General features: G+C 71.1%; 16 protein-coding genes. 8 read left to right on the top strand and 8 right to left on the bottom strand.

The window, feature by feature from the left end; all coding sequences use genetic code 11:
• From AB0C35_RS28095 to AB0C35_RS28080, 4 genes are all read right to left on the bottom strand, one after another.
• The gene (locus tag AB0C35_RS28095; RefSeq protein WP_358461862.1) at positions 1-1,176 is read right to left on the bottom strand and encodes a C40 family peptidase; all 1,176 of its coding nucleotides are present in this window, start codon (positions 1,174-1,176) and stop codon (positions 1-3) included.
• 227 nt (positions 1,177-1,403) lie between these two features.
• On the bottom strand, positions 1,404-3,389 hold the full coding sequence (locus AB0C35_RS28090; RefSeq protein ID WP_358461860.1) for a thioredoxin domain-containing protein: 1,986 nt from the start codon (positions 3,387-3,389) through the stop codon (positions 1,404-1,406).
• 50 nt (positions 3,390-3,439) lie between these two features.
• Positions 3,440-4,798, bottom strand: coding sequence for an NAD(P)/FAD-dependent oxidoreductase (locus AB0C35_RS28085; protein ID WP_358461857.1), 1,359 nt, complete (start codon positions 4,796-4,798; stop codon positions 3,440-3,442).
• Positions 4,791-5,759: a ribonuclease Z gene (locus tag AB0C35_RS28080; protein WP_358461854.1), complete on the bottom strand. Its 969-nt coding sequence runs from the start codon at positions 5,757-5,759 to the stop codon at positions 4,791-4,793. Before AB0C35_RS28080 ends, AB0C35_RS28085 begins: the two co-directional genes overlap by 8 nt.
• A gap of 84 nt (positions 5,760-5,843) precedes the next feature.
• Between AB0C35_RS28080 and AB0C35_RS28075 the strand changes: the two genes are divergently transcribed.
• Positions 5,844-6,323, top strand: coding sequence for a pyridoxamine 5'-phosphate oxidase family protein (locus AB0C35_RS28075; protein ID WP_358461851.1), 480 nt, complete (start codon positions 5,844-5,846; stop codon positions 6,321-6,323).
• Positions 6,324-6,354: 31 nt separating this feature from the next.
• On the opposite strand, the gene AB0C35_RS28070 is transcribed toward AB0C35_RS28075, so the two are convergent.
• From AB0C35_RS28070 to mca, 3 genes are read right to left on the bottom strand one after another with little or no spacing between them, the layout of a single operon-like run.
• Positions 6,355-6,960, bottom strand: coding sequence for a tetratricopeptide repeat protein (locus AB0C35_RS28070; RefSeq protein ID WP_358461848.1), 606 nt, complete (start codon positions 6,958-6,960; stop codon positions 6,355-6,357).
• Positions 6,961-7,006: 46 nt separating this feature from the next.
• Positions 7,007-7,264 carry a hypothetical protein gene (locus AB0C35_RS28065; RefSeq protein ID WP_358461845.1) on the bottom strand — a complete coding sequence of 86 codons (258 nt, stop codon included), beginning with the start codon at positions 7,262-7,264 and terminating at the stop codon, positions 7,007-7,009.
• A complete protein-coding gene (mca, locus tag AB0C35_RS28060; RefSeq protein ID WP_358462124.1) occupies positions 7,255-8,118 on the bottom strand; it encodes a mycothiol conjugate amidase Mca in 864 nt (287 codons plus the stop codon). Before mca ends, AB0C35_RS28065 begins: the two co-directional genes overlap by 10 nt.
• A gap of 175 nt (positions 8,119-8,293) precedes the next feature.
• Between mca and AB0C35_RS28055 the strand changes: the two genes are divergently transcribed.
• A complete protein-coding gene (locus AB0C35_RS28055; protein WP_358461842.1) occupies positions 8,294-8,677 on the top strand; it encodes a DUF4307 domain-containing protein in 384 nt (127 codons plus the stop codon).
• Between the two features lie 229 nt (positions 8,678-8,906).
• Positions 8,907-9,407, top strand: coding sequence for a transcription elongation factor GreA (gene greA / locus AB0C35_RS28050; RefSeq protein WP_358461839.1), 501 nt, complete (start codon positions 8,907-8,909; stop codon positions 9,405-9,407).
• 63 nt (positions 9,408-9,470) lie between these two features.
• Here the strand turns inward: greA and AB0C35_RS28045 are convergent, their stop codons facing one another.
• A complete protein-coding gene (locus AB0C35_RS28045) occupies positions 9,471-9,980 on the bottom strand; it encodes an Lrp/AsnC family transcriptional regulator (RefSeq protein WP_358461836.1) in 510 nt (169 codons plus the stop codon).
• 128 nt (positions 9,981-10,108) lie between these two features.
• Here AB0C35_RS28045 and hppD point away from each other — a divergent pair, with 128 nt between their 5' ends.
• The 5 genes from hppD to AB0C35_RS28020 all read left to right on the top strand — a co-directional run bounded on the left by hppD (position 10,109) and on the right by AB0C35_RS28020 (position 16,451).
• Complete coding sequence (gene hppD, locus AB0C35_RS28040; RefSeq protein ID WP_358461833.1) at positions 10,109-11,233, top strand: 4-hydroxyphenylpyruvate dioxygenase; 1,125 nt, start codon at positions 10,109-10,111, stop codon at positions 11,231-11,233.
• Positions 11,234-11,337: 104 nt separating this feature from the next.
• Complete coding sequence (locus AB0C35_RS28035) at positions 11,338-12,249, top strand: RDD family protein (RefSeq protein WP_358461830.1); 912 nt, start codon at positions 11,338-11,340, stop codon at positions 12,247-12,249.
• 77 nt (positions 12,250-12,326) lie between these two features.
• Positions 12,327-13,115, top strand: coding sequence for an RDD family protein (locus AB0C35_RS28030; RefSeq protein WP_358461827.1), 789 nt, complete (start codon positions 12,327-12,329; stop codon positions 13,113-13,115).
• A gap of 58 nt (positions 13,116-13,173) precedes the next feature.
• On the top strand, positions 13,174-14,745 hold the full coding sequence (locus tag AB0C35_RS28025; RefSeq protein WP_358462121.1) for a M1 family metallopeptidase: 1,572 nt from the start codon (positions 13,174-13,176) through the stop codon (positions 14,743-14,745).
• A gap of 284 nt (positions 14,746-15,029) precedes the next feature.
• Positions 15,030-16,451, top strand: a complete 1,422-nt coding sequence (locus AB0C35_RS28020) for a M1 family metallopeptidase (RefSeq protein ID WP_358461824.1) — start codon at positions 15,030-15,032, stop codon at positions 16,449-16,451.
• Positions 16,452-16,513: the final 62 nt, after the last annotated feature.

Here is a 16,513-nt window from a genome sequence, read left to right as displayed (position 1 = left end):
TCACCGGCTCCTGGAGGCCAGCAGCTTGGGGCTGACCCGGACGGCGCCGCGCATGTTGCGGGTGTAGACGTTCTGGATCTGCACCACGGTGCCCCGGCGCGGAGCGGCGATCATCTTGCCCTTGCCCAGGTAGAGGGCGATGTGCGAGATGTAGCCCGGCGCGGTCGGGTCGTTGGCCCAGATCAGCATGTCGCCCGGCTGGGCCTTGCTGTAGGGGATGACCCAGCCCGTCCGCGCCTGGTCGGCGGCGACGCGCGGGAGGTGGATCCCGGCCTTGGCGAACGCGTACTGCATGAGGCCGGAGCAGTCGTAGCCGCCCTCGGCCTCGGACTCGCCGCCCCACACGTACGGCCAGCCGAGCCGCGTGTAGGCGGCCTTGATCACGGTCTGCACCTGCCGGGCGGTCATGACCTGGCCGGCCGCGGTGGGCACGTCCCCGGCCGCCGGGAAGTCGATCTCCGGGTTGACCGCGACCGCCTTGGCGCCCTTCGGCAGCACCTTGCCGAGCTTCTTGATAAACGTCTTCGGCTCGGCCTTCGGGACGCTGATCAGCATCGCGTTGCCGGTGGGCATGCCGAGCGCCTGCGCGGTGGCGTGCGAGATGACCGCGTCGACGTCGCTGATGCCCATCGTCGCGTACGCGCCGACACGCAGCTGCGACTGCTCGCGCTTGCCTCCGACGGGGACCTGGCTGCCGAGCTTGACGCCGCCGTCGTGGCCCATCGTGAACGAGATCGCCACGTCGCCGGACGCGACGTTGCGCCACAGCGCGTCCGACTTGGCGGTGGGCTTCGGCGTGTAGTTGCGGAACGTGGACGGGTTGACGCCCATCAGCCCGACCTGCTTGCCGGCGACCATGCCCTGCACGGCGTCCACGACCTCGACGCCCTTCACGCCCTTGGCGCCGCGGACCTTCTGGACCACGTCGGCGGGAAGCGTGGAGGACGCCGCGACCAGCACATGCGGGGTGAGGCGCTTGCCGAGCGGCGCGACCGCGCTGGGCGACACGCTCGTGCTGCCGGACGCCGCCACGTACCGGGCGCGCTGCTCGCTGCGCGTGGGGGGCGCCGGGTCGTCGCCGCTCCGCGCGACCAGGACCGCGACGTTGACGGAGAGGGTCGTGACGACGGAAATGCCGATGATCGTCGGTAGGATCCGGCGGTTCGGCTTTCCCACTGCCACACTCCCTCGACGGTCGCCCGGCCCCGCATCACGACCCTGATTGAGACACGACCCTGACTGAGACACGACTATGACTCACTTGGCGGGCCACCGTCCAGATACCCGGCCGATCACGCGCCACCCTCGTCCGCCTCGCCCCATTCGGTCAGCTCAAGCCCTGCTACTCAGTGGTAACACCAAGCGGTGACGAGATCAAGGTCACAGTGCCACAAAGTGGACCCTCAGTCCAATTGCGCACGTAGTTCGCGGGTCAGCTCGGCCGTGGACGTCACGGGCAGCCGGCAGACGAACCCGCGGCACACGTACGCCGCCGGAACCCCCTCCACGAGACCGCGCCCCTCCAGCAGCGGGACGCCCTCCGCGTCCGGCGGGCCGACGCTCACCACCGCGCCCGGCGCGACCGCCATGAGCGCGGTCCGGTGCAGCGCCCGCGTGCGGTCGTCGTCCCGGTCGCCGATCACCGCGATCTCCACCGGACCCGTCGCGTGCGCCTCCGCGACCGCCAGCCCCCAGCCCGCGAACCGGGCGTGCTTGTCGGCCAGCGTCCCCGCCGGGCCGAGCGCCGCCTCGGCGGCCTGCCGGTGCCAGTCCGACGCCGTGAGCGCCGCGAACGACAGCAGCGCGCCCGCGGCAGCGAACTGCCCCGAGGGCGTCGCGTTGTCCGTCGGGTCCTGCGGACGCCGGAACAGCCGCTCCGCGTCGTCGGCGGTGTCGTAGAACCCGCCGGACCCGTCCCCGAACCGTTCGAGGACGGTGTTCAGCAGCTCACCGGCCAGCCGCAGGTGATGCGGATCCCCCGTGACGCCGTGCAGGGCGAGCAGGCCCTCGGCCACGTCGGCGTAGTCCTCCAGCACGCCGGCGTTCGCGCCCGCCGTCCCGTCCTTGGACGTCCGCGCGAGCCGCCCGTCCCGCATGTGCACGTCGACCAGCAGCCGCGCCGCCTCCTCGGCGGCCCGGACGAGATCCGGCCGGTCGAACAGCGCACCGCACTCGGCCAGCGCGGCGATCGCAAGCCCGTTCCACGCCGCGACGACCTTGTCATCCCGAGCCGGAGGCACCCTGTGCGCGCGCGCCGACAACAACGCCGTCCGCACACGCTCGTACCGCTCAACGTCCTCGGGGTCGTGCAGAAGCTGCAGCACGGACGTCCCCTGCTCGAACGTCCCCGTCACCTCGAACAGGCTCTCCGCGAAGGCCCCGTCCTCATCACCGAGCACCTCACGCAGCTGCCCCGGCGTCCACACGTAGTACTTGCCCTCGACGCCCTCACTGTCGGCGTCCAAGGCCGACGAGAGCCCGCCCTCGTTCGTCCGCAGGTCCCGCAGCATCCAGTCGCACGTCTCCAGCGCGACCCGCCGCGCGAACGGCGCCCCGGCCAGCCGCCACCAGTGCGCGTACACCCGCGCCAGCAGCGCGTTGTCGTAGAGCATCTTCTCGAAGTGCGGGACGACCCACCGCGCGTCCACCGAGTACCGGGCGAACCCGCCGCCGAGCTGGTCGTACAGCCCGCCCCGGGCCATCGCCTCCAGGGTGTGCCCCGCCATCGCGAGCGACTCCTCGTCACCCGTCCGCGCATGGTGCCGCAGCAGGAACTCCAGCGCCATCGACGGCGGGAACTTCGGCGCACCCCCGAACCCGCCGCGCGCCGCGTCGTACGACCCGGCGAGCACCTTCACCGCGTGCGCGAGCATCTCCGCACCGGGCGCCTGCGTCCCCGCCAGCCCCGACTCCCGCGAGGTGAGCGCCGCGACGACCTGCTGCCCCTGCCCGACCACGTCGTCGCGCTGCTCCGTCCACGCCTTGTGGACGGCCTGCAGCAACGCCCGGAACTGCGCCCGCGGGAAATACGTCCCGCAGTAGAACGGATGCCCGTCCGGCGTCATGAACACCGTCATCGGCCACCCGCCCTGGCCGGTCATGGCCTGGGTCGCCTCCATGTAGACGGCGTCGATGTCCGGACGTTCCTCCCGATCCACCTTGATATTGACGAACAGCTCGTTCATGACCCGCGCGGTCTCGTCGTCCTCAAACGACTGATGCGCCATCACATGACACCAGTGGCAAGCCGCATATCCGACAGAAAGGAGAACTGGGACATCTCGCCGTCGCGCCTCGGCGAACGCCTCGTCGTTCCACTCCCACCAGTCCACCGGGTTGCCGGCGTGCTGGAGCAGGTACGGGCTTGTCGCGTCCTTGAGCCGGTTCATGCCACCGATCCTGCCCGATCCGGCCGCCGACTCACTCCCCCTGGCGGGAGTCAGTCGGTGAGGTTGGTGAGGGCGGTTTCTATGGCTCGGTGGAAGGTGGGGTAGGCGTACATCATTTCGCGGAGGGCGGTGGTGGGGGCCTCGGTGTGGACGGCGACGGCGAGGGCGCCGAGGATCTCGCCGCCGGACGGGCCCACCGCGGTGGCGCCGACGAGGGTGCCCCATTCGGTGTTCTCGACGAGCTTGATGAAGCCGTCGTTGCCGACCTTGTGGATCCAGCCGCGCGCCGACTCGGGGAGCTTGGCGGTGCCGGTGCGGACGGGGAGGTTCTGGTCGCGGGCCTGCGCTTCGGTCAGGCCGACGGATGCGATCTCGGGGTCGGTGAAGGTGACGCGGGGGACGGCGCGGTAGACGGCGGGTGCGCCCTCCTCGCCGAGGATGTCGCGGACGGCGATGGCCGCCTGGTACATGGAGACGTGCGTGAACGCGCCCATGCCGGTGATGTCGCCGATCGCCCACACGCCGTCGGCGGCGCGCATGTGGCCGTCCACCTGGATCCGGCCGGCGTTCTCGTCCAGGCCGGCGTTCTCCAGGCCGAGGCCCTTGAGGTTGGGGCGGCGGCCGGTCGCCACGAGGAAGCGCTCGGCGGTGAGGGCCTCGTCGCCGAGGTTCACGGTGAACTCGTCGTTGTCGTGGGTGACGGCGGTGACGTTCACGCCGGTGCGGACGCCGATGCCCTCGCGTTCGAAGACGTCGCGGAGGAGGTCGCCGGACTCCGGTTCCTCGTTGAGGAGGATGCGGTCGGCGGCCTCGACCACGGTGACGCGGCTGTCGAAGCGGGAGAACACCTGCGCCATCTCGGCGCCGACGACCCCTCCACCGAGGACGATGAGCGACCCGGGGGCCTCGGTGGCCTGGACCGCTTCGCGGTTCGTCCAGAACGGGGTGCCGGCGAGGCCGTCGATGGGCGGGGCGGTGGGGGCGGTGCCGGTGTTGAGGACGATGCCGCGGCGGGCGCGGAAGACCCGGCCGTTCACCGTGACCTCGCGGGGGCCGGTGATGCGGCCCTCGCCCCGGACGAGTTCGGCGCCCTTGCCGGTGAGGCGGTCGGCGGCGACCTTGTCGTCCCACGCGTCGGTCGCCTCGTCGCGGATCCGGGTCGCGACCGGCGTCCAGTCGGGGCGGACGGAGGAGTCGCCCGCCATGCCCGGCACGCGGCCGCCCTCGGCCAGGAGGCCGGCGGCGCGGACCATCATCTTGGTGGGCACGCAGGCGTAGTACGGGCATTCGCCGCCGACCAGCCGGGACTCGACGGCGACTACGGACAGGCCCGCCTCGGCCAGCCTCCCCGCCGCGTCCTCTCCCCCTGGACCCATACCGATCACGACAACATCGACTTCGTCAGCCATGTGGGGTGTCCTGCCCGCGATGCCGTGCGGTTAGGCGGCGTGGTGGCATCGGAATCCGGTCGAGGTCGTGAACGAGGGTGATGTCGCCCTTGAACACGGCGGACGCCTCGGCGGTGAACCGGGGTTCGTCCTCTGCGCGGTACCGCTCCGAGAAGTGCGTCAGGACGAGGTGCCGGACGCCTGCCTCCGCGGCGACCGTCGCCGCCTGGACCGAGGTGAGGTGGCCGTACTCGGTGGCGAGGGCGGCGTCCTCGTGCAGGAACGTGGACTCGATGACCAGCATGTCCACGCCGTCGGCCAGTTCCCGGACGCCGTCGCAGAGCCGGGTGTCCATGACGAACGCGAACGTCTGGCCGGGACGGGGGACGCTGCACTCTTCGAGCGTGACCGTCCGGCCGTCCGGGGCGGTGACCCGGCCGTCCTCCTGGAGCCGCCTGACCAGCGGCCCCCGCACGCCCCGCGCGGCCAGTTCGGCGGGCAGCATCGTCCGGCCGCCGGGCTCCTCCAGCCGGTACCCGTAGGCCTCGACCGGATGGGACAGCCGCCGCGCGACCAGGGTGAACGGGGCGTCGCCGGTGTCGAGCGGCATCCGCTCGCCGGAGACGGGCCGTTCGCGGATCACGTCGGTGTCGCGGAAGACGGCCGCGTTCCTGAGCCGTTCCCAGTAGCGTCCGCCGCTGGCCGGGAACGCCGCGTCCACCGGGTGCGCGACGCCGTCGCGGGCGATGCGCTGGACGACGCCGGGCACGCCGAGGCAGTGGTCGCCGTGGAAGTGGGTCACGCAGATCCAGGTCACGTCGGTCGCCGAGACCCCGGCGTGCGTCATCTGCCGCTGGGTGCCCTCGCCCGGGTCGAACAGCAGGCCGTGGCCGTCCCAGCGCAGCAGATAGCCGTTGTGGTTGCGTGCCTTGGTGGGCACCGCGCTGGCGGAGCCGAGGACGATCAGATCGCGGGCCGACATCCCCCCATGGTGCCGGTACCGGGCGGTTGCAAGCGCTTGGTTATTGTGGGCGCGTCGTAGGCGCGCAGCATCTAGGAGGGTCCGTTGGCCGGGAGCAGCAAGCGCGAGAAGATCAAGATGACGCCGGACGAGGTGGCGTCCTACCTCGCCGCCAACTTCAAGGTCCAGGTCGCCACGGTCGGCAAGGACGGCGAGCCGCACCTGGTGACGATGTTCTACGCGCTGCTCGACGGCAAGATCGCCTTCACCACGTACAAGTCGTCGCAGAAGGTGCTGAACCTGCGCCGCGACCCCACCATGACGTGCCTGGTCGAGGACGGCGTGGAGTACAACGAGCTGCGCGGCGTCGCCCTCTACGGGCGCGGCCTCGTCATCGAGGACCCCGAGCCCAGGAGCAAGGTCGGCATGGTCGTCGGCTCCCGGATGGCGGGGCTGCCCGTCCCCGAGATGGGCGCCCCGGTCGACCCGGTCATCGCCGAGGGCATCGAGCAGGCGCTGGCCAAGCGCGTCCTCATCGTCATGGACCCCGACAAGGTCGTCAGCTGGGACCACGGCAAGGCGTGACCGCCGCGGCCCGCACGCGGGCCCACCCGCGTCAGCGGGTGAGGGCGGCGCGGCGTTCGGCCAGCGGCGCCGCCTCGGGGCTGGGAATGGACTCGTAGAGTTCGACGGCGCGGTCCAGTGCCGCGCCCTCGGCGGCGCGGTCGCCGCGTTGCCGGGCCGCGTCGGCGATGTGGACGAACATCCCGGCCTGCTGGTCGACGGCGTTCTCCTTGCGGAGGATCTCCAGCGCCTGGCCGAAGAAGTTGATCGCCGCGACGGGACGGTGCGCCCGCAGGTACGCCTCGCCGAGGCTCGCCAGGGCGCGGGCGCGGTTGGGCTGGTCGGGTTCCGGGAGTGCGGCGAACTCGTCCGGGAGCGGGCCGAGCAGCCCGATCGCGCGGCCGGTGTCGCCCGTCCGGGTCAGTGCGCGGGCGAGGTTGTGGCGGGCCACCAGGACGGCGTGGCGGTCGCCGCCCTGCTCGGCGAGGCGCAGGCCCTCCTCCAGGACTTCGGCCGCCTCCGTCCAGCGCTCCCGTTCCAGGAGCGCCAGGCCCGCGGCCTCGATGTCCCCCTCGCCGGCGGCCGCGGCGGCGAGATGGCGGTCGAGGGCGCCGCGGTGCGCGGCGTCCCGGTCGGAGTCCTCGAAGTTCGCACGCACGTCGAGGGTCCTCCCCGGACGCGGCCGGATCGAACCGGGCCGCCGGTCAGGCGTCGTCGGCGGGCCCGGACTTCGACTTCGCCGCCTTCTCCGCCTCGGCGCGCTCCCATTCCTGCTGCACCAGGTCGGCCTCCCGGGGCGCCTGGATCTTCTTCAGCTGCTTGCTCATCGAGCGGACGAGGAGGACGGTCGCGACCACGAGGGCGAGGAAGACGCCGAACCCCAGGAAGCCCGGGCTGACCGTGTCGTCGTTCAGTGGGATGGCGCCGACCTGCACTGCGGTGAGCGTAAGCACTACAGACACACCTTCTCCCGGATGCCGGCGAACAGGTCGTCCTCCGGCAGTTCGGTGTCGATAAGGGACCTGGCCAAATGGTAGTCCTCGGTCGGCCATGCCTCGCGCTGGACGTCCAGCGGGACGACGAACCAGAAGCCGTTGGGGTCGATCTGGGTGGCGTGGGCGAGCAGGGCGCGGTCCCTGGTCTCGAAGTGGTCGGCGCAGGGGACGCGGGTGGTCACCTCCCACTTGGCGCGCTTGTCGCTCTCTTCGTCGAAGCGCTTGATCCAGTCGCCGTAGGGGGATTCCAGGCCGGCCTTCTCCATCGCGGTGTGCAGGGCGAGGATGCGGTCCTTGTTGAAGGTCAGGTGGTAGTAGAGCTTGAGCGGCTGCCAGGGCTCACCGGTGCCCGGGTAGCGGTCCGGGTCGCCCGCGGCCTCGAACGCCTCCATCGACACCTCGTGGCATTTCACGTGGTCGGGGTGGGGGTAGCCGCCCTTCTCGTCGTAGGTGAGCATCACGTGCGGGCGGAATTCGCGGACGGCGCGCACCAGCGGTTCGGTGGCGGTCTCCAGCGGCTCCACCGCGAAGCAGCCCTCCGGAAGCGGCGGCGGCGGGTCGCCTTCGGGGAAGCCGGAGTCGACGAAGCCGAGCCAGCTCTGCCGGACGCCGAGGATCTCGCGGGCCCGCGCCATCTCCGCCTCGCGGACCTTGCCGATGTCGGCCTTGACCTCGGGCCGGTCCATGGCCGGGTTCAGGATGTCGCCGCGCTCCCCGCCCGTGCAGGTGACGACGAGGACCTCGACGCCTTCGGCGACGTACCGGGCCATCGTGGCCGCGCCCTTGCTGGACTCGTCGTCGGGGTGGGCGTGCACCGCCATGAGGCGCAGCGGCTCGTCGCCTCCGCGCGGCCGTTCGAGCGTCGCATCGTCGATGACCTCGGACACCTGTGTTCTCCTGTTCGGACCGTTCGAGCGGCCCCGGTTCGAGGCACGCGCCATGGCAGACGAGAATTGTCCCTGACAACGTCCGCACACCGCACGGAGATTCCCCGCCATGACGACGAGCGTGTCGAAGACAGCGGCGCCCACCGGGCCCCGGCAGGGACGGTTCGGGCTGGTGGTCATCGGCGTGCTCTCGGCGCTGGCCGCGGGCGGCTTCGGGATCATCGCGGTGAACGCCGGGCAGACGCCCGGCATCGTCGCACAGACGATCACCTATGACATCACCGACACCTCGGTGGAGATCAACTTCCAGGTGGCCAAGGGAGAGGGCGACGAGGTGCGCTGCACGGTCGACGCCTTCGACGAGAAGTTCGAGGTGCTGGCGGAGAAAGAGGTCGTCGTGCCGGCGGGCACGTCCGGCATGAAGGGGACGGAGACGCTGCGGACGGCGCGGCGCGCGACCGGGGCGAGGATCCACGAATGCCACGCGGTCTGACGCACCCGCCCCTGACCGGCCCGGACCGCCGCCGGGCGCGGCCACCTGGCGGCCGATACGCCGGGTGAATGCGAAAATACGATTGGCGGATTGCAGACGCCGAGTTCAGGGAACCTTTACCCGCACACACCGGATAGGCTAGAGGTTTCACCCGGCCGCACTTCATGTCGATGTGACCCCCGTCTGCCACGGGCGGGCCTAGATCGCAACATGTGGATGAGGAGTACCCGTGACCGAGACCCGCGCTGACAACGTCACCTGGCTGACCCAGGAGGCGTACGACCGGCTCAAGTCTGAGCTGGAGCACTTGTCGGGCCCGGGCCGCATCGAGATCGCTCAGAAGATCGAGGCGGCGCGGGAGGAAGGCGACCTGCGCGAGAACGGCGGCTACCACGCGGCCAAGGAGGAGCAGGGCAAGATCGAGGGCCGCATCCTCCAGCTTCAGGGCATCCTGGAGAACGCGCGCGTCGGCGAGGCGCCGCGCACCGAGGGCGTCGTCGGCCCCGGGATGACCGTCACGGTCTCGTTCGAGGGTGACGACGAAGAGGTCACGTTCCTGCTCGCGTCCCGCGAGGAGGTCGGCGCTCCCATCGACGTCTACTCGCCCAAGTCGCCGCTCGGCGCCGCCATCAACGGCAAGAAGGTCGGCGACAAGGCCACCTACTCGCTGCCGAACGGCCGCGGCATGACGGTCGAGATCCTCGACGCCACCCCTTACGGGGCCGCGTAGCCCCCGGCGACGTCTGAAGAACTTTTCTGGGGACGGGGTGCTGCCGGGCACCCCGTCCCCACTTCAGTCCGAGGGGTGTCTCCGGGGCCCGGCGCCGGCAGCGGCGCGGACCAGCGGGAGGGTGCGGTAGCGGACCTGGGTGGCCAGCGAGATCACCGAGGACGCCCGCTCCACGCCCTCCACGTCCACGATCACGTCGATGACGCGCTGCAGGTCGGTGTTGCTGCGCGCGACGACGCGGCACAGCATGTCCCCGGGGCCGGTGATGGTGTGGGCCTCCATCACCTCGGGCACCTGCGCGAGCCGCGCGGCGACGGGGTCGTGCCCGCTCTGCCCCCGCCCCCGGCTCTGCCGCAGTTGCAGCGTCACGAACGCCGTCACCCCGTAGCCGAGCGCGGCCGGGTCGATCTCGGGGCCGTGTCCCGCGATGACGCCGTCTCGGGCCAGCCGGTCGAGCCGCGCCTGGACGGTGCCGCGCGCGACCCCGAGCCGCCGGGACGCCTCCAGCACGCCCACACGGGGTTCGGCGGTGAACAGCTCGATGAGCCGGCCGTCCAGTTCGTCGATCGGCATGCCACCCTCCGGCGGTCATGGTCACCATGCACAGGGCGACCGGTCGATATCGCGATTGTCTGTACAGATTGCCCAGTGTTCTAAGACACCCTTGCGCACCTTGTAGATGCATGTCCAGATTGGGTGGCATGGATGAGTTTCCGGTCAAGGGCATGGACGCCGTCGTCTTCGCCGTCGGCAACGCCAAGCAGGCGGCGCACTACTACTCGACCGCGTTCGGCATGCGCAGGGTCGCCTACCGCGGCCCGGAGAACGGCAGCCCCGACGAGGCGGTGCACGTACTGGAGTCGGGCGGCGCCCGGTTCGTGTTCCGCGGCCCGGTGAAGGCGGGAACCGCGATCGGCCGGCACATCGCCGAGCACGGCGACGGCGTGGTCGACCTCGCGATCGAGGTCCCCGACGTCGAGTCCGCCTACCGGCACGCGCTCGCGAAGGGCGCGACGGGCCTGCAGGAGCCGCAGGTCCTCGAGGACGATTTCGGCAAGGTGACGGTCGCGGCGATCGCCACCTACGGCGAGACCCGCCACTCGCTGGTCGACCGCTCCAACTACACCGGCCCGTACCTGCCGGGATACGCGCCGGCCGGCCCCGTCGTGGAGCCGGGTGAGCGGTCCTCGGGGGGTCCGGGGGGTCGCTCCCCCGGGCGGTACTTCCAGGCGATCGACCACTGCGTCGGCAACGTCGAGCGCATGGACGAGTGGGCCGACTTCTACCACCGGGTCATGGGGTTCACCGACATGGCCGAGTTCGTCGGCGACGACATCGCGACCGAGTACTCGGCGCTGATGTCCAAGGTCGTCGCGGACGGGACGCGCAAGGTCAAGTTCCCGCTGAACGAGCCGGCGGAGAGCAGGCGCAAGTCGCAGATCGACGAGTACCTGGAGTTCTACGGCGGGCCGGGCGTGCAGCACATCGCGCTCGCCACGGGCGACATCCTCGCCACGGTCGACCGGATGCGGGCCGCGGGCGTGGAGTTCCTGGAGAGCCCCGACTCCTACTACGAGGACCCGGAGCTGCGGGAGCGCATCGGCGAGGTGCGCGTCCCGATCGAGGAGCTGCAGAAGCGCCGGATCCTCGTCGACCGCGACGAGGACGGCTACCTGCTGCAGATCTTCACCAAGCCCGTCCAGGACCGGCCGACGGTGTTCTTCGAGTTGATCGAGCGCCACGGCTCGCTGGGCTTCGGCAAGGGCAACTTCAAGGCGCTGTTCGAGGCGATCGAGCGGGAGCAGGAGCGCCGCGGCAACCTGTGAGGCGCCCGCCGCCCGGCGGATCCGGATCCCGGACGCGCCCGCGTCCGGGATCCGGCCGCACGCGAGGTGACCACGCGTCCCCGGTAACCGGCACACTGTGGCGCATGAGCGAACCGCCGCAGAACTCCCAGCCCCCGGGCGGCGACTGGCAGGCCCCGGACCCGCAGGCCGCCGACGTCCCCGCCCCGGCCGCCCCGGCCGCCGACGAGGTCCCGGCCGCCGAGGACGCCACCCCCGAGCGTCCGCCGCCGTACCAGGGCACGTACGGCGCGCAGCCCGGCCAGGCCCCTCCCGTCCCCGCGCCGGCGGCCGGTCATGGCCAGGCGGGGCAGCCGCAGCCCGGCTACGGACCGCCCGTCCAGCCCGGCTACGGACCGCCGGTCCAGCCCGGTTACGGCCCTCCGGGATCGCCGTACGCCGGCTATCCGTACCCTGGGCCGGGCGGCCCGCAGGACATGCTGGCGGGGCGCTGGGCGCGGCTCGGCGCCGGAATCCTGGACTCCCTCGTCCTCAGCTTCGTGGCCACACCCGCGGTCCTGATCTCCATCCGCTGGGACAAGATGCAGGAGTCGGTGACGTCCGGTGAGCCGATCACCAACCCGATGGACCTCTACAACGTCCCGCTGCTGCTGGCCGGGTACGCGGTCGTGTTCCTGGTCGGTTTCGTGTACTTCACCGTCATGCACGCCAAGTGGGGCCAGACGCTCGGCAAGAAGGCCCTCGGCATCCGGCTGGTGAGCGCAGCCGACCAGTCCGCGGTGAGCTGGGGCCAGGCGATCGGCAGGCAGGCGTTCGTCTACGCCATCACGATCACGACGGCTCTGGTCAACTTCCTGGTGCCCGCCGGGGCCCTCATCGGCATGCTCGGCATGCTCGACAACGCCTGGATCCTGTGGGACGACCGGCGCCAGGCCCTGCACGACAAGGTGGCCGGGACGCTGGTGGTGAAGGCGCAGCCGTGGATGCCGAACCCGTACGCCCGGACCGAGGTGCCCGGCGATCCCGGCAAGCTTTGATCATCCGCGGGTAAACACTGCGAGACTCCCGGACGCGGCGAGGTTTGGACGGCGGCGGCTCGGCCACTCTTTGCGGCATGACGCAACCGCCGAACGACCCCGCGTCCGGGGGAGAGCCGGAAGACCGGCCGCACGGGGACCGGCAGCAGCCCGAGCAGCCTGGACCGTACGGCGGCCGACCCTACGGCGGTGAGCAACCGTACGGGCAGGATCAACCGTACGGCCAACAGCAGCCGGGATACGGGCAAGAGCAGCCCTATGGGCAGCAGCAGCCGTACGGGCAGCAGCCGGGGTACGGGCAGGAGCTGCCGAAGTACCCCGGATACGGGGAGCAGCCCGGATACGGGGCGGCGGCGGGTTACGGCGGCATGGGCGGCTACGCCGATCCGTCGCAGGGGCTGGCGAGCCGCTGGGCGCGGCTCGGCGCCGCCATCGTGGACCTCGTCCTCGTCGGCATCGTCACCAGCCTGCTGTCGCTGCCGTTCGTCGACTGGAACCGCGTCTTCAACCCGGAAACGGGCGAGTCGATGTACAGCGGCGCCCAGCTGTCGAGCAACGCGATCGGTGTGGTGCTGGGCTTCTTCTACTACTGGCTGATGCACGCCAGGTGGGGGCAGACGCTCGGCAAGAAGCTGCTGGGGATCAGGGTCGTCCGGGAGGACGACGGGCGGGCGATCACCACCGGGCAGGCCGCGGGGCGTTCCGCGTTCTACAGCGTCCTCGGGGGCATCTGCGGCTGCATCGGGCTGATCGACGTCCTGTGGATCCTGTGGGACAAACGGAAGCAGGCACTGCACTGCAAGGTGGCACGCACCGTCGTCGTGAAGGCGGGCCCGAACGTCCCCGACCCGTACGCCCACCGCTGACCGGGACCATTGGAGTTGCTCTGCGAGCCTCCTGCCGGGCAGGCTTGGCGGCGTGCATATGGCCGGAAAGTCCCCCAGCCCTCGCCGCCACGGCTCGCGGACCGCGTTCCGTGGCGCCGCGGGCCTGGCCGCTCTCGCCGTCGCGGGGTCGCTGACCGCGAGCTGTCAGCTGTCCCCCTTCGACGACGATCCGGAGCCGTCGGGGCCGGGCTCGGCCGCGTCCGGCCCGGTGGGGCCGACGACCGCCGGCGACGACTACGTGCCCGGCGACGGCAACGGCGGCTATGACGTCCAGCACTACGGGTTGAAGCTGAACATCGACCCGGACGGCGCGCAGCAGCTGGACGGCACCGCGACGATCACCGCGAAGGCGACCGAGCCGCTCGCCCGTTTCAACCTCGATCTGACCGGCCTCCAGGTCTCGTCGATCAAGGTGGACGGCAAGCCCGCGCGGCAGCAGCGCGGCGGCAGCGAGCTGGAGATCACCCCGGCGGAGCCGCTGAAGAAGGGCGCGAAGTTCACCGCCGTGATCGAGTACGCGGGGACGCCGGAGCCGGTGTCGGACCCGGTGCTCGGCACCTACGGCTGGATCCGCACGTCCGACGGCGTGTTCGTGGCGTGCCAGCCCAGCGGCGCCCACACCTGGTTCCCGAGCAACGACCATCCGAGCGACAAGGCCACGTTCGACTTCGAGATCACGGTCCCGGCGGGGCTGACGGCGATCGCCAACGGCGAGCCGGAGACGCCGCCCACCGGTTCCGGTGGCGGCGGGACGCCCGGCCAGCCTGGAGTTCCGCCTGGGACGGGCCCGGGCGGCCCGCCGAGCACGGGCGTCCCGGGAGTCGAGCCGATCGGGCACCGCGCGCAGACGACGTCGAAGTGGCACGTCAAGGCGCCGATGGCCACCTACCTGGCGACGGTCACCGTCGGCCGGTTCGAGGTGCGGACGAGTGAGACGCCGAGCGGCGTCAAGGTCATCACCGCCGTCGACCCCTCCGTCTTCGCGGTCGACCTCGGCACCTTCCACGATCTGAACTCCGAGATCACCGAGGAGTTCGCGAAGCTGTTCGGCCCGTACCCGTTCACCTCCTCGGGCGGGCTGATCGACAACGCGGAGGTCGGGTTCGCGCTGGAGACGCAGACGCGTCCGGTGTACGGGTCGTTCGGCCTCCAGCCGACGATCGTGGCGCACGAGCTGGCGCACCAGTGGTTCGGCGACAGCGTCAGCGTCACCAAGTGGCAGGACATCTGGCTGAACGAGGGTTTCGCCACCTACGCCGAGTGGCTGTGGGAGGAGAAGTCGGGGGGCCAGAGCGTCCAGTCGCAGTTCGATCAGCGCTACGAGAGCCCCGCCGCGCGGGAGCTGTGGGACAACCCGCCCGGCGATCCGGGCCGCAAGCAGATGTTCGGCCGCTCGGTGTACGACCGCGGCGGGATGACGCTGGTCGCGCTGCGCGAGAAGGTCGGCGGGGCCACCTTCTACGACATCCTCAAGACGTGGGCGAAGGAGCGGCGGCACTCCAGCGGGACGACGAAGCAGTTCATCGCGACGGCGAACAAGGTCTCGGCCAAGAAGCTCGACTCGTTCTTCGAAGACTGGCTGTACGAGAAGGGCCGTCCTTCGAAATAACCCGGCAGCCCGACAGCCCGACAGCCCGGCTGGCGGGGCAGCCCGGGCAGTGGGGCCAAGGTCTGGTAAATACCGGGGGCAGGCCCGGCGGGTCGGCGTGCCGTCCGGCGGCGCCCGCGTCACCATCGGGCGGCCGGGTGCCGGATCCGGCCACAAATTCCACCCTGTACCCACGGATTTGAGACCGGATCGCGCTTGAAACGGTCCAGTTCACAGGAAAGTCTTGATCACGGCCGTCGCGACTTACCGGCGGCCGTCACCGAGGAGCACCGAGGACGAGGCCGATGAGCAGAACCCCCAGAGCCCTCGCCGCCGTGACGCTGGCCGTCACCGCGGCCCTCGCCGTGTCGGCGGCGCCCGCCGGCGCCACGGCGCGGTTCACACCCGGCGCGCCGGGAGCGGGCGACCCCTACTTTCCCGACATGGGCAACGGCGGCTACGACGTCGCCCACTATGACATCGGGCTGAAGTACGACCCGGACACGAAGGGGATCCGGGCCGTCACCAAGATCAAGGCGCGGGCCACGCAGAACCTGTCCCGGTTCAACCTGGACTTCCTCGGCCCGCTCACCATCTCGTCGCTGAAGGTGGACGGGCAACGGGCGTCCTACGAGCGGACGGGCGCCCAGGAGCTGGTCATCACCCCGCCCAAGGGGCTTCGGAAGCACCGGCACTTCACCGTGACCGTCGCCTACTCGGGCGTCCCGCAGACGGTCAACGACGCGACGCTGGGCACGTCCGGCTGGGTGCCGACGCCCGACGGCGCGGTGATGGTGAACCAGCCGTTCGGCGCCGCGACGGTCTTCCCCGTGAACGACCACCCGACCGACAAGGCGACGTACACGTTCACGCTGTCGGCGCCCCAGGGCCTCACGACGCTGTCCAACGGCGACCTGCGCGGCACGTGGACGCGGAACGGCTGGACGACCACGCGCTGGGTGATGCGCCACCCGATGGCCAGCGAGCTGTCGATGCTCGCGATCGGCAAGTACGACGTCCTCACCGGCCGGACCGCCGACGGAACACCGAACCTGACGGCCACCGACCACGCCATGGCCATCAAGCCGGACGACGCGGAGAAGTTCCACCGGCAGACCGCCGAGGTCACCGACTTCCAGTCGGCGCTGTACGGCCGCTACCCGTTCACCTCGACGGGCGGGATCGTGGTCAACGGCGGCTTCCGGTACGCGCTGGAGACGCAGGGCCGCCCGGTGTACGACCTCGGCAGCCGGCTGGGCCGGATCCCGAGCGAGGCGCTTCTCGCGCACGAGCTGGGCCACCAGTGGTTCGGGGACTCGGTGTCGCCGGAGCGGTGGGCCGACATCTGGCTGAACGAGGGCTTCGCGACGTACTCCGAGTGGCTCTACGCCGAGGAGTCCGCCGGCACGCCCGTCCAGGAGAGCTTCGACGCCGTCTACGCCACCCCGGCGAGCGACGGCCTGTGGAACGGCGTCGTGTCCGATCCCGGCCGCGACCACATCTTCGACGGTCTGGTCTACGACCGCGGAGCCATGGCCGTCCATGTCCTTCGCACGATCATCGGCGACGGGGCGTTCTACCGGCTGCTCAAGGCGTGGCCGGCCGAGTACCGCTACGGCAACGCCTCGACGGAGGACTTCGTCCGCTTCGCCGCGGAGCTGTCCGGCAAGAACCTGGACGAGTGGGCCGACGCGTGGCTCTACTCCGAGGGCAAGCCGGCCCTGTAGCGGCACCGCACCCACCATCCGCACACCTCACGCGCAGCTGACCGCGGCCACCGCCGGCCGCG

Source organism: Spirillospora sp. NPDC048819 (assembly GCF_040650055.1).
Lineage (GTDB): Bacteria > Actinomycetota > Actinomycetes > Streptosporangiales > Streptosporangiaceae > Spirillospora.
The sequence above is the reverse complement of the archived record's forward strand: the minus strand, read 5'-3'. Positions and strand labels throughout refer to the sequence as shown.